The following is a 22,081-nucleotide window of genomic DNA, read 5'->3' as shown; positions in this document are numbered from 1 at the left end:
GGTTAAGTCCCTCTGCCCGAAGTTCTCACGGAATACGGGGGCGGGCCGGGAACGGCTTCTGCAGGTGCGTGCCTTAGCCGGCTGGCTTGATCCGCCAGGGAAGCAGTGGGCGTGACGATCAGCCGGAAACCCGACAAACGAGGAAGTCATCCATGAACACCCCATCCGGCGGCGGCCTGGCCCGGCGCAGCATCCTGACAGGATTGGCCGCGGCGGCCTTCCTCGGCCTGGCCGCCTGCGCGGGACCTGACCCCCTCGCCCAGCAGGCAGCGGCAGGGGATAACAAGAACTACATTGCCGGTGACGGATCGGTGCAGGAATACGCTGAGGAATCACGCAGCGCTCCTGTGGCCTTGAACGCGACCCTCTATGACGGCACCCCTGTCAGTTCCACGGACTGGGCCGGCACTGTGACGGTACTCAATTTCTGGTACGCGGCGTGCGCCCCGTGCCGCGTTGAGGCCCCGCACCTGGAAGCGCTGTACCAGGAGTTTGCCCCGCAGGGAGTTTTGTTCTACGGCATCAACGTCCGGGATGAAAAGCCCACGGCGGAAGCCTTCGAGCGGACCTTCGGCGTGACCTATCCAAGCGTGCAGGACAAGGACGGGAAGGTGCTGCTCGCCATGACCCGCTTCGTTCCGCCCCAGGCGGTCCCAACCACCCTCGTGCTGGACAAGCAAGGCCGTGTCGCGGCCAGAATCCTGGGCGGACTGGACAAAAGCACCCTGAAAGCCCTGATCACTTCCACACTCGAAGCCTAAGAAAAGCTATGACGCTCCCGGCTTGGCGTTCCGAGCGGGCCGGTACGCTGGGATTCCCGAAGCGCCCGGGCCGCCTCAACGCCGGCCATGCCGGGGCGGCACGAGAGAAGGCTGGTCCATCATGACGGTGCAGTTGCCTGAGAGTTCCCTTGCTCTTCTGCGTGAGGGATACACGTTCATTTCGAGCCGGTGCGACCGGCTCGACACCGATTCGTTCCGCACACGGCTGATGCTTCGCCCCGTTGTCTGCCTCCGCGGGGCGGAAGCGGCAGAGTTCTTCTACGGCGGTGGCCGGTTCGGCCGCGAGGCGGCGATGCCCCGCTCCGCCCAGCACCTTCTGCAGGACGCCGGCAGCGTACAGTCCCTCCAAGGTCCTGCCCACCGGCACCGGAAACAACTGTTTCTTGACCTGATGACCAAGGAATCGGTCGAACGCCTCGGCCAGGCCTTCGATGAGGAATGGGTGTCGGCGGTGCATTGGTGGCAGGTCCGCGGCGAAGTTGTGCTGCATGACGAGCTGCGCCCGCTGCTCACCGCCGCCGCCTGCCGGTGGGCGGGAGTGCCGGCAAACCCGGCAACGGTCGAACGGATCAGCCGCGAATTGGGCCTGATGATCGAAAAGGCCGGAGCGGTCGGGCCGGTGAACTGGTATGCCCGGTGGCGCCGCCGCTCCACGGAAAAGTGGGCCGCCGAGCGCATCAGCACCCTCCGCCGGAGCGGTCCGGCCGCGGCCGGCGATACCCCTGCCGCTGCGATCGCCTTTCACACGGACGAGCACGGCAACGCTCTGCCGGCGGACATCGCGGCGGTGGAACTTCTCAACCTGCTCCGGCCCATCGTGGCTGTCGGCCGCTTCATGGTCTTTGCAGCCGTCGCCCTGCACCAGCACCCGGAATGGAAAGAGATCCTGCGCGCAGGCCAGGACGCGGACCTGGACTGCTTCGCCCAGGAAGTCCGCCGGTACTATCCGTTCTTCCCCTTCGTCGGCGGCACTGCCCGGGAAACGCTGGAATGGAAGGGCCACGCGTTCAAAGCCGGGCAATGGGTCCTGTTCGATCTGTACGGCACGAACCACGACGGCCGGATCTGGAAGGACCCGGAAAGCTTCAACCCTGCCCGGTTCCGTACCTGGCACCCGGATCCCCACACCCTTGTTCCACAGGGCGCCGGCGACCCGGCCGCCGGGCACCGCTGCCCCGGCGAGGACATCACCGTTGACCTGATCCGCCGCGCCACCCGGGCGCTTGCCGCGGAGACCCGGATGACCGTACCCGCTCAGGACCTGAGCATCAACCTCACCCGGATGCCCGCCCTGCCCCGGAGCGGCTTCATCCTCTCCGGACGCCCAGGACCGCACTGACACCTCCCCGCACACACGACAGGGGAATCCTTCGGGCGCACGCCGCATGAGCAACGGTTGGCACATATCCACATGTATGGATATCATCGGTGCATGACGATTGATATGAGGAGCGGTACCCGGTTGGAACCGGCGGCCGCGTTGTTCCACTCCCTGGCGGACCCGGCCCGGCTTGCCATCGTGAAACGCATCGCCCAGGGCGAGGTCCGGGTCGGTGACCTCACCGAGGTACTGGGTCTGGCGCAGTCCACGGTCTCGGCGCATGTGGCCTGCCTGCGGGACTGCGGCCTGGTGACGGGCCGGATGGAGGGCCGGAAGGTGTTCTATTCCCTGACCCGCCCTGAACTGATCGATGTCCTGGCCCAGGCCGAGATCCTTCTGGCCGCCACGGGCAATGCGGTCAGCCTGTGCCCGGTCTACGGCGACGCCTCCCGCGCCACCGCAACCACCAAAGAGGAGCAACTGTGAGCGACGCCTGCTGCGGCGATGACAAGCCTGTAACAACAGAAGAGGGTCAGGAAGAGGCTGAGGGCTTCTGGCAGGTGACTGAGGTCCGCGCGGCCGCGGTCGCCGGCGGGCTGCTGCTGATGGCATGGATCGCTTCGCTGCTGGACGCGTCCGAGTGGGTCACCCTGCCGCTGGAGGCCGCGGCGCTGCTGGTCGCGGGGTGGACGTTTGTTCCCTCAACCCTGCGCCGGCTTGCCAAGGGCAAGATCGGTGTCGGCACGCTGATGACGATCGCGGCAGCGGGAGCCGTTGCCCTGGGGCAGGTCGAGGAAGCGGCGATGCTGGCCTTCCTGTATGCCATCTCGGAGGGGTTGGAGGAATACTCGGTAGCCCGCACCCGGCGCGGGCTGCGTGCCCTGCTGGATCTGGTCCCGGCCGAGGCCAGGGTCCTGCGCAACGGAACCGAAGTCACCGTCTCCCCGTCCGAGCTGGTGCTCGGTGAAACCATGGTCGTGCGCCCTGGCGAACGGCTCGCCACGGACGGACGCGTCCTGACCGGGCGCACCTCCCTGGACACCTCGGCCCTGACCGGCGAATCAGTCCCGGTCGAAGCAGGACCGGGCAGCGACGTTTACGCCGGCTCCATTAACGGCACCGGCCCGCTCGAGGTTCAGGTCACCAGCACCGCGGAAAACAACTCGCTGGCACGAATCGTGCACATCGTGGAGGCCGAGCAGTCCCGCAAGGGCCCCGGCCAGCGGCTGGCCGACTCGATCGCCAAAAAGCTCGTCCCGGGTATCCTGATCGCCGCCGCGCTCATTGCCGTCTATGGTTTCATCGTCGGTGAACCGCTCCTGTGGATTGAACGTGCCCTGGTGGTCCTGGTGGCAGCCTCACCGTGCGCCCTGGCCATCTCCGTGCCCGTGACAGTGGTCGCCGCCGTCGGCGCTGCCAGCCGGATGGGCGTCCTGATCAAGGGCGGCGGCGCCCTGGAAACCCTCGGCAAGATCCGCACCATCGCCCTGGACAAGACCGGGACCCTGACCCGCAACAAACCCGCCGTGATCGAAGTCGCCGCCACCGCCTCCTCCACCCGGGAGCGGGTGCTGGCCGTCGCCGCCGGCCTGGAAGAACGCAGCGAACACCCGCTCGCCCGCGCCATCCTCGCCGCCGCCAGCGACCGGGTCACCGTCACCGGCCTGGACACCGTTCCCGGTGCCGGGCTCGAAGGGACCATCGACGGGCACAGCGCCCGGCTCGGCAGGCCCGGATGGATCGCCCCGGGGGAGCTGAAGGACACCGTTCAGCGGATGCAGGCCAGCGGCGCGACAGCGGTCCTGGTCGAGGAGAACTCTGTCCTCATCGGCGCCGTAGCCGTCCGCGACGAACTTCGCCCCGAAGCCGCGGCCGTGATTGAACGCCTCAGCCGCGCCGGCTACACCACGGCCATGCTCACCGGTGACAACCGGCTCACCGCCGAGGCCCTGGGCAAGGCAGCGGGCATCACCGAAGTCCACGCCGACCTGCGCCCCGAAGACAAGGCGGAGATTATCCGCGCCCTGAAGGGGCGGCAGCCGACCGCCATGGTCGGTGACGGTGTAAACGATGCCCCCGCTCTGGCGACCGCCGATACCGGCATCGCGATGGGCGCGATGGGCACCGACGTGGCCATCGAAACCGCCGACGTCGCACTGATGGGCGAGGACCTGCACCACCTGCCGCAAGTACTGGAGCACGCCCGCCGCACCCGCCGCATCATGTTCCAGAACGTAGGACTCTCCCTGGCCCTGATCGCCGTGTTGATCCCGCTGGCCCTGTTCGGCATCCTGGGACTGGCAGCAGTTGTGCTGATCCACGAACTGGCCGAAATCGTTGTCATCGCCAACGGCGTCCGCGCCGGCAAGGTGAGCAAGTACGGCACCATCCCGGCCACCCAGGACACCGTCCCCACCCTGGAACCGGCACGGTGAGCCAACCGACACCGGTGCGCGACAGCACCCCGTCCCGGCCGTGGATGCGCCGGGGCGGGCTGCTGGCCGGCGCGCTCCTGCTGGCCGGGGCCGACCTGCTCATCAAGACCCAGGCCGAAGCCGGTCTCTCCCGGGGAGAAGTGATCGAGGTGCCGCTGCTGACGATCAAGCTCCTCTACAACATGGGCGTGGCCTTCAGCCTCGGATCCGCCCTGCCCACCGGAATTGTCGTGGCCGGTACCGGGGCCATCATCGCCGTGCTGCTGACATGGCTAACAGTGAACGCACCAAAGATGTCCAGGACCGCCCTTACCGGTGGTACTCTCATTGCCGGCGGCGCCATCGGAAACTTCATTGACCGGCTCGACGGGCGCGGGGTCGTCGATTATCTGCACAGCGGATGGTTCCCCACGTTCAACCTCGCCGACGTCTTCGTCACCGTGGGAACCGCCGTCCTGGTCCTGGGAATGCTGCGGGCAGGCAAGGAACCGGAGACAGCGGAATGAGTCTTGGCGGCTTCTTCGCCGAGTCTGTGCAGTCCGGAGCCCTGCTCCTGGCAGTGCCCCTGGCGGTCATCGCCGGTCTGGTCTCGTTCATCTCACCCTGTGTCCTGCCCCTGCTCCCGGGCTACCTGGGTTACGTCTCCGGCCTGGCCGGAACCGATGAAAAGGCCGCCCGCAGGCGCACCACCGCCGGCGTCGGGCTGTTCATCCTCGGCTTCGCCGCGGTCTTCACCCTTTACGGTGCGGCGTTCGGGACCATCGGACACTGGCTGGTGAGCTGGAGCGACATGATCACGCGTGTTCTGGGCGTGGTCGTGATCGTGATGGGCGTCGCCCTGTCCGGAAAGATCCCGTTCCTGCAGAGCACGGCCAAGCTGACCTGGAAACCGAACACCGGCCTGGCCGGGGCGCCGCTGCTGGGCATCGGCTTCGGGCTCGGGTGGACGCCGTGCATCGGCCCGACCCTCAGCGCCGTGCTGGCGTTGAGCACTACCACCGGGTCGGCCTGGCGCGGGGCGCTGCTCGGCTTCGCGTACTGCATCGGTCTGGGTATCCCGTTCCTCCTCGTCGCCCGGGGCTTCAGCTGGGTCACCGGCACCCTCGGCTTCGTCCGGCGGAACATCAGGGCCTTCAACCTCGCAGGGGCAGCGACCCTGGTCCTGGTCGGGATCCTGATGGTTTCCGGTGTCTGGACGACCTGGATCCTGAGCCTGCAGAACCTGATCGGAACCTTCACCACGCCCATCTGACCTGGCCGCGGGTATGCAACCGGCGGGGACGCCCTGAGAGAGGTGCTGATTAATGCTTGGCATCATCGCGGCCGCGGCAGCAATGTTCGCTGCCACGAACATCGACGACATCGTCGTTTTGACCGTGCTGTTCCTCGCCTCCTCGAAAGGCCGCCGGCCCCGGCCCTGGGAAATCGTCGGCGGGCAGTACCTGGGATTCATCACCCTGGTCGGCATCAGCGTCCTGGCCGCGCTCGGGCTGACCCTTGTCCCGGACGAATGGGTCGGCTGGCTCGGCCTGCTCCCCCTCGGAATCGGCGTTTTCGGCCTGATCCGTTTCCTGCGCAGACGCGGCGAAGAGGAAACCGAAGGCGCTATCAGCGCAGTTGGCCTGCTCAGCGTCGCCGGCATCACCATCGCCAACGGTGCAGATAACATCGCCATCTACACCCCGATCTTCCGGACCATGCGCCCCCAGGACACCGTGGTCACCATCATCGTGTTCCTCATCCTGGTAGCCGTCTGGTGCGCACTGGGACGTGTTGTGGGAACCCACCCCAAAGTCATTGAGACCCTCGAAAAAATCGAACACTGGCTCGTCCCGGCAGTGTTCATCGGGCTGGGCCTGTTCATCCTCCTCAGCTCCGGCGTCCTGACCCGGCTGTTCAACGCCTGAGCAACAAGGAATCACCGGGGACCAGCCACGGCCAGGGCCAGGAGGAATCATGAAAGAAACGCCAGGGGGGCTGTTGCTTGATGCCCGTGCTGCCCGTGACGACAAAGGCAGCCCTGATGGCTCACTTCGATGAGTGGGTGACGGATCCTGCCGTGACGCTGGAGGGTGTGCAGTCGTTCGTTAATGACCCGTCGCTGGTCGGCGCGAAATTCCTCAACCGCTACACGGTCGCTACAACGTCCGGGACGACCGGCACCCGGGGAGTGTTCCTGCTCGACACCACATCCCTGGCCGTGGCCAAGGCCCTGACATTTCGCATGCTCAGTTCCTGGCTCACCCCGGCCGATATCCTGGGGATAATCCGCGGTCACGGGCGGATCGCCATGGTCATCGCCACGGGCGGCCACTTCGCCTCGGCAGCAGCCGCGGCCGCGCTCCGGAAGGGACCAGGCAGGCACAGCGTGGGGGTGTTCCCGGTCCAGACACCGATGCCGGACCTCGTCGCCCAGCTGAACAGCTTCCGCCCGGCCCTTCTTGCCCCCTACGCCTCAACCGGACGGTTGCTGGCGTCCGAGCAGGAAGCCGGACGGCTGAACATCCACCCCGTTGCCGTTGTTCTCTCCGCCGAGGGCCTGCCCGAGGGAGACTACGGCAGGATCAGCGGAGCGTTCGGAGCCAAGGTCCGTCAAGGCTACGCAGCGACTGAATGCCCCTTTCTGAGCTACAGCTGCCAGGAAGGCTAGCTCCACGTCAACAGCGACTGGGCCATCCTGGAACCGGTCGACGCTAACCATAAACCCGTCCCGCCCGGGCAGCCCTCGCACACCGTGCTGCTGAGCAACCTGGCCAACCGCATACAACCGATCCTGCGCTACGACCTGGGCGACAGTGTCACCACCAGGACTGACCCGTGCCCGTGCGGGGACCCGACGCCGGCCATCCACGTGCAGGGACGAACAGCGGAGCTGCTGACCTTCCCTGGAAACGCCCGGGCTCTCCGTTTCAATAACACCCCTCACGCTGAGTGCCGCCTTGGACAAAGTTCAGGGCCTGAGTAAGGGCCAGATCATCCAGACAGGACCCCAGGACCTCGCCCTCCGGCTGCAACCCGCCCCCGGTGCCGAACCTGCGAGGGTTTTCGAAGCCGCCCGTTCCGAAATCGCCGCCGTGCTGGCCGGTCATGGACTGGGCCATGTCACCCTGACAAGGGATCCCTCCCCTCCGCGTCTCACCCCAGGCGGCAAACACCGCACAGTCATCCCGCTGCCCCCGTAGGGCAGAGCAGTTATCCCGGTGTACGCGGCGTTCCTGGTGGTGATGGTCCCGCCAGGAATGGCTGCCGCGGTGGGCAGGCGGACTGGACGCAGCCAGTGCCAAGGCCGTGATCTTCAGTGGCACAACACGCAACTCATTGTCGTACTCCCCCTGGTCCTGGCCCTGCCCGAGCCGCTCGCCCTGGTATCCCTCGTCGTCGTCACCCAGGCATTTGTGGAGCTCCTCGGGATGGTGGCCTACGTCATGATGGTCCCCCGGGTCATCATGTCGGACCTGCCCCTCCAGCCAAGTCGCATCCCCTCCCGATAGGCAGCGGCTGATGCTTGGTATTCAGGCGTGCTGCTCTCGTAGGCCTCACTCGGAGTCTGCCCTGCCAGCTGCAGTAGATCTACGGAGAAGGATGCGCGGCCGTTGCAGCTGGCGCTCAAGCAATCCCATTACCTTGGTGGCCCCCGCCCAGTAGAGGATGCCTGCGGCCAGGGACGCGACGACGGCCAGGCCTTTTTGTGCCGGGTCAACGAGCGGGTACACCAGCCAGTGGGTGACGTAGATGTACAGGGAGGCGCTGGCCAGCAGTGCCGTGACCCGGTGCAGTCCGCGCGGGACGGTCAGGGTGGGCAGCCAGAGCAGGATGAGGAAGCCCACCAGGATGGTTGCGCTGCGGTACTGGTCGTCGAAGGACTGTGGGATGGTGAGCAGGGCAATGGCGGTCACGGCTGCCCGCTGCCACAGTGTCCGCGACGCGGCGGCGGCCCAGCCCAGCCCGAACAGCCACAGGACCGGCCCCTGCCCCGGATACCGGCTGTCAACCAGGTCGAAGAGCAACGGCAGGTCAACAGCTACCAATGCCAGGGCGAAGGCCCACGGCCACCGGCGCTGGGCCCGGTCAGCGGCAGGAATTGCCATCAGGGCGGCCAGGCCCAGCAGGATGTAGACCAGGATCTCGATAAACCAGAACCGGGAATAGTCGGTCCAGCCTTCCGGCCCCAGCAAGGAGTTCAGCAGGAAAACATTCGCCCAGGTATAGGTATCGGTCACGGCAAAAGCCAGGCCTATGACCGCAACGCTGGGCACGACGATCCGGGCCACGCTGCGCAGTTGCCGCCGCAGCCGGGCACAGCGGGTACCGGTCAGCTGGAAGCGGGCAAAGTTATAGCCGGCGACGGCGATGAGCACGTGGGCGGTCCCTTCCCAGTGGAAGAAACCTATATGCGTGGAAACAATGAAGATGATGGCAACGGCGCGGAGCACAATCCCGGTGTCCATCGGGGCCAGCATCCGCCGGTGCCAGCGACGTGCGGTCTTCCCGGCCGGGCGGCTAAGCTGGCCCGCAGCCTCACCCGTGGCCGCGGGCTGCGTGCCCTGCGCCCGGTGGGTGGCAGGCACAAGTTCACAGACCGGCGTCAGGTGCCAGCCCTGCGGGATGTGTCCCAGGGCACGCTCCAGCCGGACGGACGCTGCCACGTAGGACAGCGAGTCACCGCCCAGGGAAACAAAGGTGTCCGTATCGGCGACGTCCTCCTGTTCGAGGACCTCCGCGAAAATCCTCCGCACGTCAGCCGGGCGTCCTGCCGGTTCCGGTGCAGTAGCAGTACCGCCGGCGCGGTCATCATTCCTGGACGCCAGGGCCAGGACCGCGGGGTAGTCCGGCTTTCCGTTCTCCAGGCGCGGTATGGACCCCACGGCATGAAGCTGGACCGCTGAACGCGGCAGACCCAGGTCCTGGGCAAGGCTCTTGGCCACCAGGGCAAGATCGTGGCTTCCTTCCACCGCCGCGACCACTGCGTCGTCCGAGCCGGCAGCCGCGGCGATCAGGCCAAGATCGGCCAGCAGCCGTTCCACCTGGCCCAGGTCCACCCGCAGGCCGACGATTTTCACGAACCGGCTGCGCCTGCCCACGATCTCATAGAGGCCATTGGACCCGCGCCTGGCGAGGTCACCGGTGTGAAGCTCCGTGACAACCCGTCCCAGGGCAAGGTCTTCCGGCTGTTCGGCGTACCCCAGCATGACGTTGGGACCTGAGTAGACGAGCTCGCAGGCATCCAGGCCGGGGACGGGCTCCAGCCGGAAGGATCCACCGGGGACAGGCACTCCAATGGCGTGGGGGTGTTCTGCCGCCAGGTCCGGGGGCAGATAGGCCATGCGGGCCGTGGCTTCGGTCTGCCCGTACATGACAAACAGGTCCCAGCCCTGCCGCCTGCCCAGTTCCGCGTAGGAACGCACGCGGTCCGGATCGAGCCGGCCGCCCGCCTGGGTGATGTAGCGCAGGCCCGGCAGGTCCATGTGCTCAAATCCGACGCGTTCGAGGAGATCGAAGGTGTAGGGCACGGCGGCGAAGGATGTGACGTTTTCGGTATGAACCAGTTCCCAGAAGCACGGGTCAACCACTGAAAGGTCGGTCAGTGCCAGGGACGCGCCGACCAGGAGGTGGCTGTTCACCACACTCATCCCGTAGCAGTAGGAGAGCGGAAGCGTGGTGGCCGCGGTGTCGTCCGGGCGCAGGTGCAGGTATTCGGCTATCGCCGAGGCGTTGGCCTGCACGGCTTCGGCGGACAGGCGCACGAGTTTTGGCGAACCGGTGGATCCGGAGGTGCTCAGCAGAAGCGCCAGCTCCGGGTGCAGCTCATGCCTGGTTTCTTCCCGCCGTACGTCCAGGACCGCCTCACCCTGCGAGGCGCGGACCACGATATCGGGATCGTATGCGGCGACGAGCGCCTCGGCGGCGGTCCCGCCGCCTGTGGGCAGGATCAGCAATGGGTTGCCGGAGGACAGGGCGGCGAGGTAGACCACCAGGGACGGCAGCGTGTTCTCGGCCTCAAGGGCAATGAGCCGCCGGGCGGGTCCGAAGGAACGGGCCATGTCGTCGACACGGCGTCCCAGTTCGCCGTAGCTCACTGAGTGGTTTTTGGTCCTGATGGCGGTGCGGTCTCCGAAGCCGGCCAGCTGCGCGGCGAACGAGACTCCTGCCAGTTCCGGCTGTACAGTCACAAACCTGCACAGTAAAGGCAAAAGCTAACCTAACTCAAATGGACATTCCTTGGAACAGGGCCACCACGACAGCGATGCGATCACCAGCCGCCACTCGGGTTGGCGCAGACAGCGGTTCAAATGGACCTTGGGCTGAGGGGCTCAGCCTTTATAGTGATCGTGAGCGGTAAGGATCACAGGCTGGTAGGTGAGGCCCTCGCGATCCGCCAACTGCCCAGCGGCGGCTGGCAGGTCAGCAACCACACCCCCGGCAGCGTCCTCCCCGGCGGGGAAGGGCGACTAGTGGTGTCAGTCAGCCTTGCTGGGCCGTGTCATCCCCAGGCTGCTGGGCGCTGCGGGTACCGGGCAGAGCAGGGCTCTCAGCGCCCGCTTCGCTGACCTGTGCACGGTATCTCATGCGGCGGATTCGTCCGGTCATTGACACCATCAGCATCACAACGGCTATAACCATGAACGCTGTCATCACGAAGCCAAGGAAACCCGGGGTCACCTGGTCGGGGCTAAGACCTGGTCTTAGCCCATTCTCGCCAGCGCTCGGGGAGGGGGTTGCGCTGAGGGCAATAATTCCCTGGGCCAGAGAATCGACTAACGATAGCTTCATGTAATCCTTGCAGTTCTGCCCGGGTTGCGTGCCCCCCCGGAGTCGGCCGGGCAGAGCGTCCGGCTCATGAAAAATCTTACGACAGCAGGGCCGAGGGGCCGTGGAGGTGTTGGGGCCATGCCATCGTGCCATAGCCCAGCCGAGGCCTCCCGTGCCAGTGCTGGCCGACGGCGGTACCCGTTACCTGATCATCTTGCGGACCTGGTGCCCTCGTACCGCCACTCCTGCGGCGTGGAGAACCAAGCCAGTTCCGATCACGGGCAAGGAAGCGAAAGCCAACCCCTGATTCTGGGTGGCATTGCCCAGGACGCTGATAACGAGGCCTGCGGCGATGAGCCCCATGGCACCAAACACCAGGGCTTTGTAAAACTTGGAGGCAACATTCCAAAACTCATTGAGCACGAATGGAGTCTACCGCTCAACGGGCGGGACACTGGGCCGGTCAGGCGAAGTGCGGTCCACTAAACGGGCCGGCGCGGTTGTCTCGGGGCCTTGCGGGCCCCTCCCCCGCTTGTGCGGCCCTTTCCTCAATGTTCGCCCCCGGCGATCGTCGTGTCACAAGCGCCGCCTTTACCGCCGGCTGCCCCGGCACGTTCCGGTTGCCGTAAAAGCCCAGACTGCCTACAGGCCCGGCGAGGCGAAACAAAGACCAGGGCCGCACCGAACCCGGCGCAGGTGTGCAATTGGCCAGACTGGGCGTCAGTCGATTATCTTGTGGACAATCTGGCCCGGGTGCTGCCTTCCCAGCAAATCGCAAGGTTATGGCAGGCATAATGGAACCGAAGCTCCGGTCAACCGCTATTTGATCGGAGCTTCGCCAACTGAGCGGCACCAGGGCTGGTGCTGCTTCGCGCAGTGTTAGTCGGCTGCTGCCCACACGTCCCTGTTCTGCGTCCGGAAGTTACCAATGCGGCATTTCAGCCTGGTAGCATTGGCACTCCTGGGTGTGCTGGGTGTGGCCTTTATCGTGGCGGGTGTCCACGGCACAGACCGAATCGTAGGAATTCTGTTCGCCCTTACTGGACTGATCGGTGCCGTCGCAGTGGCGGCATCTCAGGGGAAAAGCTCTTAAGCAGTCAGGACGTATCGTGGACCGGTAGCGCTGCAGGTGCCACCGCCCTCGCCTGATTTCCGGGTAGGTTTGAGGCATGCCCTTCCAATTCCTGTCCGTTACGCACGCCCTCCGGGGTGTCGCTGCAGCTGCAGTGGCGGTCGCACTCTCGGGCTGCACCCAGCAGCTTTCGGTCGAGAACGCTGATATCCCATCGTGGAAGGCCACCGCCCTCCCGACCACGGGCACAGCAGTGGCCGAAGGTGCCGGCAAAATCCTGGATGCGCAGCCCGTCAGCAACATCGTGCCCGTGCCCGAAGGCGACTACACACTTGTGCTGGCGTGTGACGGCGGCGGCAAAGCCTTCCTGACTGCACGCGTGGAAGAACGCGAGCTGATCGACTTTGGTGCTGCCTGCAACGGTGCGCGCGAAAATATTAGACTCCATATTCCGCAATCAGGTCCGGTGGAATTTGCAGCATCAAGCGTGGACGCGCCTCTGCTTTACGCATACCAGCTCCTTCCTCGAACTTAGCCACTGCAACTGCCGGTCATCATGGCACCAGCCTGCGCACCTGAACAGCCACCGGACCAGCCGCCCCCAAGATGAAGGGGGCCATGATTTCAGGCCTACCTCAGCCGCTCAGGACACACCTGCAGCGGTCAATGAGACTGGCAGTGCGCTCACCCATGGGTGGTGAGGGCGGCACAAGGCTGGAGTCTTTGTGGGGAGGCCCAGTACCGAGGGCTGAGTGAATCAGCCGAGCCCGACCGCCCTTCCAAACAGGCTGAAACCGACGAACGCCACAATGTTGATGAGTGCGTGGGCGACGACAAGCGGCATCACACGGCGGCTCTTGGTATAGATCCATGCAAAGACCACCCCCATCACCATATTGCCAATAAACGGCCCGAAGCCCTGGTACAGGTGGTAACTGCCCCTTAGCATGGAACTGGCAAAAATGGCCAGGGGAACTGACCAGCCGAACTTCCCAAAGCGGTCCAGCAGATAACCCACTACGATGACTTCCTCGACGACCGCGTGCCGCACCGCTGACAGAACCAGCACGGGAACCGTCCACCAGTAAGGGTCCAGGGCGCTGGGAATGATCGCTGTCGTGATGCCCAGTGCGCGCCCGGCCGCGTAGAGGCCCAGTGAGGGGATGCCTATCAGGACGGCAAGCCCGAGCCCCTGCAGGATGGCCAGCCCGGGGCGGGTGAAGTTAAAACCGATTTTCGTGAAGGCCGAACCATTGCCCTCGCCGTTGCCGGTGTTCGTCCTGTGCTGGTCGGTCAGGAAGTAGAGCGCCAGAACGACAGGTACCAGCGCGAAGAAGATCTCCAGCAGTTGATATGTCAGATCAAAATATTCGCGGGTGCTTTGGGAGTTGTTGAGCGTGGAGGTGCCCTGGGCCAGCGGCGCGCTGGTGATCTTGTCCAGAAACTGCACCACGGAGTAAACGGCGGACTGTCCTAACGACAGTCCCAGGACTATCAGGACTTCAATCCGCAGACGGCGGCGGGAGGGAACGAGCATGGTCCTATTCTTGCCTGCAGTTGCCGGGTCTCTGCCGGGATGCCACAAGGAAGTCCATCCGCGCCCGGCCCGGCTACCGACCCTTTTCTACTGGCCGTCAGCCAGTGGCGGAGGGGGAAAAACAAGCTCCCCCAGGAGGCTCCCGGGTTCAGTTGTCCTTAATGTCGACGCCTTGGCAACAGCTTGGACCGGGCTTTATCGAGGTCCCCGTTATCCTGCATCACCTGGCCCGGCGGGTTGAGGCGTGCGGAAGCCTCGTCGGGCTTGGCCGTGGCCGTGGCAGGTTTGCAGTTCTGGTTTTCCGCTGCGGTCAGCCCAGGACGCCCAGGGCGTTACCTACGATGTCGAACAAATCGGTGTTGTCCACGCTGCCCTGCAGTTGCTCCGAGCCTGGGCCGTAGGCGTAAACGGGCACGTCTGCACCGGAGTGGTTGCCGGAGGCGTAGCTCAGCCAAAGACTGGCTTCCTTTGAACCGTCCTTGACTTGGGGCGGGTCGCTCGGCGTCCGGAAGGTGGCAGGGCCGAAGTTTTGCTGGTCCTTTGCGCCTGCACCGTTGCTGATACCGGTTGAACGTTCCGGGTCCTTGAAGTTTCCGTCGGACCGGGTCGGGGTGGAGTTATTGGCGGCGTTCCCGGAATCGACGTTGACCGGGGGCGCGGCTGCTTCGGCGTTAGTGAAGGAGCCCTTTTCGATGATGTGGAAACCGCCGGTTTCGTGGTCGGCGGTAACAATGACCAGGGTATTGCCGTCCTTCTTGGCGAAGTCCAGGGCTGCGGCGACGGCATCGTCGAAGGCCTTGACTTCCTCCAGTGTCTGGGCCGCGTCGTTGTCGTGGGACCGCTTGTCAATCAAGGAACCTTCAACCTGCAGGTAAAAACCCTTGCCGCTGCTTTCCTGTTGCTGGTTTAGAAGCTCAAGAGCTTTCTTTGTCATCTCCGGCAGGGACGGCTCCTTCGCCTGGGGAGCTCCGGGGTCGTCCTGCTTGGCTTTTTCAACGGTCAGGTTTCCCTTGTTGAACAGGCCAAAGACCTTCTCCCCCACGGCTCCGTTCAGGTCGTCCCGGGTCGCGGGAATCTGGCTGGAAACCGAACCCAGGATCGAGTAGCCCTGCTCCTTCAGCTCGGTTTCATCCGAGGCGTCAAAGCGGCGCAGGCCGCCGCCGAAGATGATGTCCGCGGTACCGTTGCGGGCGATCTGGTCTGCGATCGGGGTTACTCGGACATCACTGGTCGGCAGCGGCTCACCGGTGATCTCTGTGTCCTGGCACGCGTCCGCGGAGTAGTCCGGTCCCTGGCAGCCGCGGGACAGGACGTGGCTCATCTGCCCGGCCGGGGACGCGTCGGTAATTTCGGCCGTGGAGACACTGCCAGTGCGGTAGCCGGTCTGCTTGGCCAACTCCATCATGGTCGGCACCACATGGCCCGTGGCATCCACCCCGAGGGCGGCGTTGTAGGTTTTCACCCCGGAGGCCCACGCCGTGGCTGCAGCGGCGGAATCGGTGACCAGTTCCGGGGCGAAGTCAGACTGCCCCGGCTGGCCGGAGTTTTTCTGCACAGCATAGGTACTGACAGAACCGTGGGCCGGGAGGGTTTCCATAACCAGCCTGCCCTCGGCACCGTAGAAACGCTCCCTGCCGGCAGTGACTTGGGTGCGGCCCATGCCGTCACCAAGCAGATATATAACGTTCTGGGCTGTGCCAGGTGCCGGCTTGGTGGCGGTAAACACCGCGGACGAGATCAGCCCGGTGGCCACGACGGTGGCCACGACGGCTGCCAGGACGACCCAAATGATCCTGCGTCTTTTCCGTGCAGGGTCGGCGGGCGTGACGTCGGCCGGAACTTGTGTCATCGGAGGGTGCTTTCCTGTCAGGGGCGGGGGGCTATATCGCCTTTGCCTCAAACCGTACCGCGGCCATAGCACTACCCGAGGGTTTCTCGAGCCAATGGAAATAGATCCGTTCAGAAAGGATACGCATGTTCCGGGGCATTGAATCAGTTAAGGACAACCCGGCCTTCATCCGGCTGGCCCGCCCGGTCCTACCAACCGGTGCGCCCATCAGTGGGGCCTGTTCCAAAGGCAGCCGCTGAACAGAAGCCTTTTAGCGGCGGCGAAGACGGAATGCACTTCCGGCTTCGCCTTCGTCTTCTTCCAAAGCATGTTTCAGACTTCACAAATGATTATGTGGCCGACCGGGCAGGAAGACGGGCCGTTCTTTTTCGACTCCCGGCGGGCGGCGGCGCGATTGTTCAGCCCCCGTCCTTAGCGCCGTCCTTCAGGTATTCGGACGGGGGATCGCTGCTTTGCGTTATGCAAATGTGACAACGCCGTGGTTTTTGCAGTAGGGTCGGACGCGTGCCGGTCTCAGAATGCGGCACTCCTGAGCAGATTTGCCTAACTCTGCCGCTGCCCCGGGATCCCTTCGCAACATTCGTCCGGCAGAGACGGGGAAACCACATGACGGCCTGCTTCGGGCGGGCCTTGGGGTGAAGCCGCGCCTCCTGCCTTGCGCTGGAGATGCGGCCGGGTGTCTCCCATCCGAATCCGACAGCTAACCTCGCAGGCAGTGGGAGAGGCCCTTTTTCGTGTCTATTCGCCGTGCTCACGGCCGCCACCGCGCGGTCCCCGTTCAGACCAGTGCCCTTGCGGTCCTGTCCAAATCCGTCGCTGAAAACGCCGGCGGTGTGGGCCGTCAGGCCGCCGTCATCGCGGCAGCTTCCGGGCTCGTCCTGACCAGCGGCCTTGCAGCGCAGGCAGCGGACGCGCCGGCCCAGCGGGACACGGAGCCGACCTCGACCCTGGAGCTCGCCAGCCAGGTCCAGGCCCCGCTCAGCGCAGACGCCACCGTCCAGATCTCCTTCGAACGTCCCGCCGTGAAGACCACGCCGGCCCCTGTCGTGGAAGCGCCGAAACCGGTCGCCGTCCAGGCCCCCAAGGCAGCCGCTCCGGCCGCGCCCGCCGCCGTGAAGGCTGCTGCGCCGGCCAAGGCCAAAGCCCAGGTCACTGTCACCCCCGCCCCTGCTGCCGCGCCGGCAGCCGCCCCGGCGGCCGCTCCGGCAGCAGGTGGAGTCAACGCCACCATGGTCTCCTCGGCCTACGCGCAGATCGGCATGATCCAGGACTGCACCCGGCTGGTGGAAAACGCCCTGAACGCTGCAGGGATCCCCGTCGGTGACCTCGGTCCCATGCAGTTCATGAACTACGGCACCGTGGTCTCCGATCCCCAGCCCGGGGACATGGTCATGCAGCCCGGCCACGTCGGCATCTACGTCGGCAACGGCCAGGTCCTCAGCTCCGGGCTGAACGGCAAGAACGAAACCGCGGTCCACCCGCTGACCTGGATGACGTCCAAGGGCGCCGTCACCTTCGTCCGCGCAGGCAAATAAATCCACTGAAGGCCGGTCATTCGGTGCCTTGGGGGCGGCGAATCACCGGCCTTCAGTATCGCTTGAGCAGCACCCGCCGCGAATGCTGTTCCTGGAACTACGGCCTGTCCGCACTGACCAGCCGACCGCTTAGTAACGATTTGGACACGGCCTGCACGGCTTCTTCTCCTCAGCGTCCAGCCCTTGCCTTGTGCACGAGGTCAGTATCGGCGTCGTAGCGATCGCGGCAGGAGCCTGGCTCTCAGGCGCGCCGGCAGGGTCTTCGAACCCCACAAAGCCCGCCTGACTTCCTGGACATCGGCCCAGGTTGGAGACACCGTCCCGGGTACGGGTTGTACCTTCGCAGCAGCGTACATTTGCATCTCAAAGGCGTGGCGGAGCCTGGTCAGTGAGTCGACGGCCTGGCTGTTGAACCGCGCCTGCTGCATCAGTCGGCTGGTAAAAGCCCGCGGTGTTTCTGCCGCGCCCGGAGTGTAGCCATGGTCAACGGCGCTTTCCGTCGTCTCGGCCCAGGCGATGCTGGCTGCTTGTTGCGGATTCGACCTGAGAAAGCGGCGCTTCCGTCCACCGGATCTGGCGGCGCGGATCAGGAAGGGCGCGGCGGCCAGAAACAGCAGGACCAAGGCCACCACCGTCATGCCGGGCTCCACGCCGGAAGGGATGGGCGTGCCCGGCGTGCCGCTGCCCGAAAGTCCCGGGGCAGGAGTCGGGGATGTCCCGGTGTCCGGCATGGATAAGCCGTCGGGTCTGAGGTCGTCTTCTACCGGGAGGTTTGGAGGAGTTGCCGGTTGCTGCGCGTAGTCCGGGACCACGCCGCGGGAGGGTGTCGGTTCGAACCTCACCCAGCCGGCACCGCGGAAGTACAGCTCAGGCCAGGCATGGGCATCCTTGGAATCAACGGCGAATTCGGGCAGCTGTTCACCGCCAACCATAACGGTGTTTCCGGTTGGTTCCCCTGGTGCATAACCGACTGCGACGCGGCTCGGGATCCCGGCCAGCCTTGCCATGACAGCCATGGCACCGGCGAAGTGGACGCAGTAGCCGGCTTTTACCTCAAGGAACCGTCCAATGACTTCAAGGCCGGTGCCATCGTAGTTTCCTTCAACAGGGGCCTGGAGGGAGTAGGTGAAGTCACCGCCGCGGAGGTAATTCTGGATGGCCATTGCTTTGTTATAGGGGTTGATCAAGTCCGAGGTGAGGTTCGACGCCGTTTCCCTGACGACTGTCGGAAGATCCTCGGACAGGTAACTAAACCGGGCGTCAACTTCGTCATTCCCCACAGGTGCGCTGCCGGCAAGGACTTCACGCGTCAATTCCGGTACTGAACTGGTCACCTGGTAGCTTTGCCCGGCCGAAGTTTCCCCTGTAGCCGACAATACCGTCAGTGTTCGCGGATCCCATGTCCACCGGCCGTCGACTCCCGTGATGCTCAGTGGGGCATAGGGGGCGAGCAACCATGGACTCGTAAAGCTTCGGGTATCGATCCGGGTGGTGGTCAGGTTCCCGCTGCCGACCGGAAGGCCGGCACTGATGCCCATCTGCCTGATCCCGGTGCGGCGGGAATCCATGCGCTGGTCCGGTTGCCATCGCCTTCCCGAGAAGTCCTCCAGCGTTGTCAGCCGCAGATACAGTGGCTCATTGGCGGTGGTGGCATAGGTGATCCGGCCAGAACCGTCGGGCTCCCGCAGGGAGTTTCCCAGGGTTACGCTCGGGTCGAGCCCGGATGCTGCCGTCCACCATTGCAGGCGGGATCCCTGCGGAAACGTTCCTGTGGTGAATCCCGGGACCATGGCAGGCAGAACGAGGGCCAGGCTGAGCGCGGCCGCCCCGATGGTTGCGGCCTGCGTGAGGTAGCCGGCGGTCCGGTGCGCTGCCCGGCCTTGAGCTTCAGAGCTTTCCCGCCATTGCCCGGTAGCCAGGAGGAAGATGTAGCCTGCGGCGGCTGCAGTGAATGCGGGAACACCGACGCTGTCAGGAAGGATGATTGCGGGGATGGAAAGGACGGCCAGCAGGGGTATTCCGCTGGTCGCGGGCATCCTGCAGGTGATGGCCAGGGTATCGATGAGCAGTGCGGCCAGGCCGGTTGCGGCACAGGTGATCAAGAGGACGCCCTCGCCGGGCGCCACCGGTGCCAGCTCTGAGGCGACGGTGGTTTCGGCGTTTTCGAGCAAAGACGCAAGACGTTCCGTGGCCTGAGAGCCCGGGATAATGCCCAGGAAACTTTGGTCACGGAAAAACTGCCAGACGAGCACCCCGGCAAGGGTCAAAAGGCCCGCCCCCAGGCTCAGGACCGGGGGCCAACGGAGGCTCCGTGTCCCTGCTGTCGCCGTCAATACGGCAGCGGCAGTAAACATTACGTTCGGAAGCCAGCCCCAGCCGTCAAGGACTCCATGGATGCTCAGCGATACCAGGACCATTGCCACCAGGGCGGCCAGCGATACCATCAAGTGCCGCTGACTCTCCGCGGCGTGGTTGCTTTGCCTCAGGGAGCGCCGCTGTTGCGGGTCGGGCTCCGGAAGCGTCTGGCGGTCCGTCGCAGTGGCGGTTTCCATGGAGACGATGTTCTTTCCGCTATGGAAAAAGGGGAGGCCGATGGAACAGGACGGTCGGCGGAACGGTGGAAGGTTTCCTGCCCGCGGAGCGCTGATCGATTGTGGTCATGGAAACCTTCCTTATGCAGGCCAAGGAAGAATCCCTGGGAGCTGCGCCGGGAGAAATCACTGGATTGACATTCCAACGTGTTGATCGAGTGGAAGGTTCCGCTAACGGATAGGTGCTTGAACCTGTTGAGGTCACCACCACCGTGTTCGATCCAGCTGATGCTGTAACGTCGGGGAAGGCAATCATCCGCCGCACCATTGGTCCGGCACCAGCCCGGAACTTCGGTCCGGGCCTAATATTTAAGAGGAAGTTCATGGATTCGACCGTGCCAGACAAGACGACAAGCCAGGGGGCGCGAACTGACGGGGACCAGGGAGTGGCGGCCGGGATGCCCCTCGGTGCCAAGCGGCTGGTACTCCTGGGCGGTTTAGGCGTTCCCGTCGGTCTGGTTGCCGGGCCGTATGTGCTCGGCATGCAGCTCCTGGCAGTGACCGGGGTAGTGGCGATAGCCATCGCCTTGTCCTACCGGGATGGCACGGCGTGGTTTTCCCGGTGGTCGTGGCTGACAGCGTGCGCGGGCCTCATATGGACAGGGGCCACCGTCGCGTACTGGCTGACCATCATTGCCGCTGCGGATGCGTCCGCCCCTGCGCCGCCGGTGTCCTCCGTACTGTTCTATGTGGGCGTTGCCGCATTCGTCCTGATGGCCGGGGCTGTTCTGGTTGCCGCCGTGGCCAGGTACACGGGCCGCAGGCGGTCGGCGAAGGCCCGGCTTCACGCGCAAAACCCCGAGACCGCGCCATAAAAAGCCGCCGTGACAGGGCACCTTTCCGGTGCCCTGTCACGGCGGCTGCGAATGGGAACGTCCCCCGTAGCGTCAGCCCTGGTTGCCGGGCCGCTCCCGGCGGCGGCGGGCGAGGTAAAGGATGCCTCCCAGGACGGCGATGATGGCAGCGCCGATCCCTGTCACGAGTGGACCGTTGCTGTCATCCGGGCGGGGAGCCTGGGGCATCGCGTTTGCCGCGGCGCTTGGGGTTGGCGATGCTGTCACGGACTCCGATACTGGCGCTGCCGGTGAGGCCGTTGGCACCGCCGCGGGGTCCTGGACGGTGAAGGAGTAGTTTCCCTCGATGGGGTGGCCGTCGGAGGAGACCGTCCGCCACAACACGGTGTAGGGTCCGTTGCTTCCCGGGGCGACTTTGGTTGAGATCGTCGGGCCGGTCACCGTGACCTGTCCGTCGCTGAGCGTTTTTCCGGTCGAGTCGGTCACGGTGATCACGCTCAGGTTCAGGCTCTTCGAATCCGTGGGCGGTTCCGACAAGGTGAGGGTCACGGTGTCGGGGGCGGCTGTCACCGTAGCGTCCCGGTCCGGGGATGTGGACTGGAGAGCGTCATGGGCCCGCGCTGGTCCGGCGCCGATTGCTGCGAGCAGCAGCGCTCCGGCGAGAGCCAGGCCGGCCCGGGAGCGTGCGTTCTTTTTCCGTGCTGTCATGGGTTCTTCACTTCTGTTCGTATCCGGTCCCCGCACTGCAGAGCGCAGGCGGGTTGCCCTGCCGTCACCGGCGAGGGTCTTATGAGCAGCCCAAGCGTGGCGGCGGCCCACGGACAACGGTTTGAACGGGGACTGTGACGCCAGGAGGAAGAGGCCGCCGGGTACGGAGCGGCTGGCGGAAGCCCGGCGGAATAATGACAGGATCGATGGGTCCGTTGAGGGGACGCAGCCACGCCGCAAGCGCCCAGAGGGCGGCCTCGCCGCGGGCAAGGAGGAGTGCTGTAGCCAGCGTTGCAATGACGTGCGCGAACGTCATTGGCGAACCGGCGTCGGCCATCAGATGCTGATGGGTCGCTGCGCTTTCCAGCATCAATGGCCCGGCCGCCAGCCCGGGCCCGTGATGTGAAGGCTCTGAACCGGGCACGGCGCCGGCGGACAGGGTTGAGAAGGCCAGGTGCAGGCTCAGCTGGGCCCCGCCGAGGTAGGCGGCCAGGAGCGGGGCTGTCATTTTCAGCCCCGCGAGCAGGACTGCGGAGAGTCCCACGACCGCGGCAAGCGCCATCATGATTGCCGGCGCTGGAAGCTGACCCCCGGCTCCCACGTGTGCCGCGGCGGCGAGTGTGAGCACGGTCAGGGCCAGCACCCCTGCGCGGGGCAGGCGCAGCGGCGCGTGCCGAAGGACCACGTGCCAGCTCCTTCCGGGCGTT

At 65.2% G+C, this 22,081-nt stretch carries 19 protein-coding genes and 1 riboswitch; of the genes, 12 read left to right on the top strand and 7 right to left on the bottom strand.

Going from position 1 to position 22,081, the window contains the following annotated elements:
- The first annotated feature begins 152 nt into the window (after positions 1-152).
- The 9 genes from ACIQF4_RS19605 (at position 153) to ACIQF4_RS19565 (ending at position 8,029) form a co-directional block, all read left to right on the top strand.
- Entirely contained in the window at positions 153-761 is a 609-nt protein-coding gene (locus tag ACIQF4_RS19605; protein ID WP_191079158.1) for a TlpA disulfide reductase family protein, read from the top strand.
- Between the two features lie 121 nt (positions 762-882).
- Positions 883-2,121, top strand: a complete 1,239-nt coding sequence (locus ACIQF4_RS19600) for a cytochrome P450 (protein WP_223883694.1) — start codon at positions 883-885, stop codon at positions 2,119-2,121.
- Between the two features lie 93 nt (positions 2,122-2,214).
- Positions 2,215-2,589 carry a helix-turn-helix transcriptional regulator gene (locus tag ACIQF4_RS19595; protein WP_191079159.1) on the top strand — a complete coding sequence of 125 codons (375 nt, stop codon included), beginning with the start codon at positions 2,215-2,217 and terminating at the stop codon, positions 2,587-2,589.
- On the top strand, positions 2,586-4,538 hold the full coding sequence (locus ACIQF4_RS19590) for a cation-translocating P-type ATPase (protein ID WP_191079160.1): 1,953 nt from the start codon (positions 2,586-2,588) through the stop codon (positions 4,536-4,538). Before ACIQF4_RS19595 ends, ACIQF4_RS19590 begins: the two co-directional genes overlap by 4 nt.
- Positions 4,535-5,044, top strand: a complete 510-nt coding sequence (lspA, locus tag ACIQF4_RS19585; protein ID WP_400517455.1) for a signal peptidase II — start codon at positions 4,535-4,537, stop codon at positions 5,042-5,044. The genes ACIQF4_RS19590 and lspA overlap by 4 nt, the downstream gene beginning before the upstream one ends.
- Positions 5,041-5,790, top strand: coding sequence for a cytochrome c biogenesis CcdA family protein (locus ACIQF4_RS19580; protein WP_191079162.1), 750 nt, complete (start codon positions 5,041-5,043; stop codon positions 5,788-5,790). The genes lspA and ACIQF4_RS19580 overlap by 4 nt, the downstream gene beginning before the upstream one ends.
- 52 nt (positions 5,791-5,842) lie before the next feature.
- A complete protein-coding gene (locus ACIQF4_RS19575; protein ID WP_191079163.1) occupies positions 5,843-6,445 on the top strand; it encodes a cadmium resistance transporter in 603 nt (200 codons plus the stop codon).
- A gap of 116 nt (positions 6,446-6,561) precedes the next feature.
- Positions 6,562-7,188, top strand: a complete 627-nt coding sequence (locus tag ACIQF4_RS19570) for a hypothetical protein (RefSeq protein WP_191079164.1) — start codon at positions 6,562-6,564, stop codon at positions 7,186-7,188.
- A 550-nt stretch (positions 7,189-7,738) separates the two neighbouring features.
- Positions 7,739-8,029 carry a hypothetical protein gene (locus ACIQF4_RS19565; RefSeq protein WP_191079166.1) on the top strand — a complete coding sequence of 97 codons (291 nt, stop codon included), beginning with the start codon at positions 7,739-7,741 and terminating at the stop codon, positions 8,027-8,029.
- Between the two features lie 45 nt (positions 8,030-8,074).
- Here ACIQF4_RS19565 and ACIQF4_RS19560 read toward each other — a convergent pair whose 3' ends face one another.
- Positions 8,075-10,708, bottom strand: a complete 2,634-nt coding sequence (locus tag ACIQF4_RS19560; RefSeq protein WP_191079167.1) for an AMP-binding protein — start codon at positions 10,706-10,708, stop codon at positions 8,075-8,077.
- 781 nt (positions 10,709-11,489) lie between these two features.
- The gene (locus ACIQF4_RS19555) at positions 11,490-11,711 is read right to left on the bottom strand and encodes a DUF3188 domain-containing protein (protein ID WP_139027852.1); all 222 of its coding nucleotides are present in this window, start codon (positions 11,709-11,711) and stop codon (positions 11,490-11,492) included.
- A 746-nt stretch (positions 11,712-12,457) separates the two neighbouring features.
- On the opposite strand from ACIQF4_RS19555, the gene ACIQF4_RS19550 reads away from it, so the two are divergent.
- Positions 12,458-12,895, top strand: a complete 438-nt coding sequence (locus ACIQF4_RS19550) for a hypothetical protein (protein ID WP_191079168.1) — start codon at positions 12,458-12,460, stop codon at positions 12,893-12,895.
- A 222-nt stretch (positions 12,896-13,117) separates the two neighbouring features.
- On the opposite strand, the gene ACIQF4_RS19545 is transcribed toward ACIQF4_RS19550, so the two are convergent.
- On the bottom strand, positions 13,118-13,897 hold the full coding sequence (locus ACIQF4_RS19545; RefSeq protein ID WP_191079169.1) for a CPBP family intramembrane glutamic endopeptidase: 780 nt from the start codon (positions 13,895-13,897) through the stop codon (positions 13,118-13,120).
- A 310-nt stretch (positions 13,898-14,207) separates the two neighbouring features.
- Positions 14,208-15,746: an alkaline phosphatase gene (locus tag ACIQF4_RS19540; RefSeq protein ID WP_191079170.1), complete on the bottom strand. Its 1,539-nt coding sequence runs from the start codon at positions 15,744-15,746 to the stop codon at positions 14,208-14,210.
- 530 nt (positions 15,747-16,276) lie between these two features.
- Positions 16,277-16,475, top strand: a riboswitch (cyclic di-AMP (ydaO/yuaA leader).
- 5 nt (positions 16,476-16,480) lie between these two features.
- On the opposite strand from ACIQF4_RS19540, the gene ACIQF4_RS19535 reads away from it, so the two are divergent.
- The gene (locus tag ACIQF4_RS19535; protein WP_191079171.1) at positions 16,481-17,281 is read left to right on the top strand and encodes an NlpC/P60 family protein; all 801 of its coding nucleotides are present in this window, start codon (positions 16,481-16,483) and stop codon (positions 17,279-17,281) included.
- A 200-nt stretch (positions 17,282-17,481) separates the two neighbouring features.
- Here the strand turns inward: ACIQF4_RS19535 and ACIQF4_RS19530 are convergent, their stop codons facing one another.
- Positions 17,482-19,833 (bottom strand): transglutaminaseTgpA domain-containing protein, encoded by a 2,352-nt coding sequence (locus tag ACIQF4_RS19530; RefSeq protein WP_400517458.1) that lies wholly within the window; start codon positions 19,831-19,833, stop codon positions 17,482-17,484.
- Positions 19,834-20,207: 374 nt separating this feature from the next.
- On the opposite strand from ACIQF4_RS19530, the gene ACIQF4_RS19525 reads away from it, so the two are divergent.
- The gene (locus ACIQF4_RS19525) at positions 20,208-20,687 is read left to right on the top strand and encodes a hypothetical protein (protein ID WP_191079173.1); all 480 of its coding nucleotides are present in this window, start codon (positions 20,208-20,210) and stop codon (positions 20,685-20,687) included.
- Positions 20,688-20,759: 72 nt separating this feature from the next.
- On the opposite strand, the gene ACIQF4_RS19520 is transcribed toward ACIQF4_RS19525, so the two are convergent.
- Positions 20,760-21,374 carry a copper resistance protein CopC gene (locus ACIQF4_RS19520; RefSeq protein ID WP_400517459.1) on the bottom strand — a complete coding sequence of 205 codons (615 nt, stop codon included), beginning with the start codon at positions 21,372-21,374 and terminating at the stop codon, positions 20,760-20,762.
- Between the two features lie 79 nt (positions 21,375-21,453).
- Positions 21,454-22,059, bottom strand: coding sequence for a hypothetical protein (locus ACIQF4_RS19515; RefSeq protein WP_191079175.1), 606 nt, complete (start codon positions 22,057-22,059; stop codon positions 21,454-21,456).
- Positions 22,060-22,081 lie beyond the last annotated feature (22 nt).

It is taken from the genome of Pseudarthrobacter sp. NPDC092202 (genome assembly GCF_044755505.1).
Classification (GTDB): domain Bacteria; phylum Actinomycetota; class Actinomycetes; order Actinomycetales; family Micrococcaceae; genus Arthrobacter.
The sequence above is the reverse complement of the archived record's forward strand: the minus strand, read 5'-3'. Positions and strand labels throughout refer to the sequence as shown.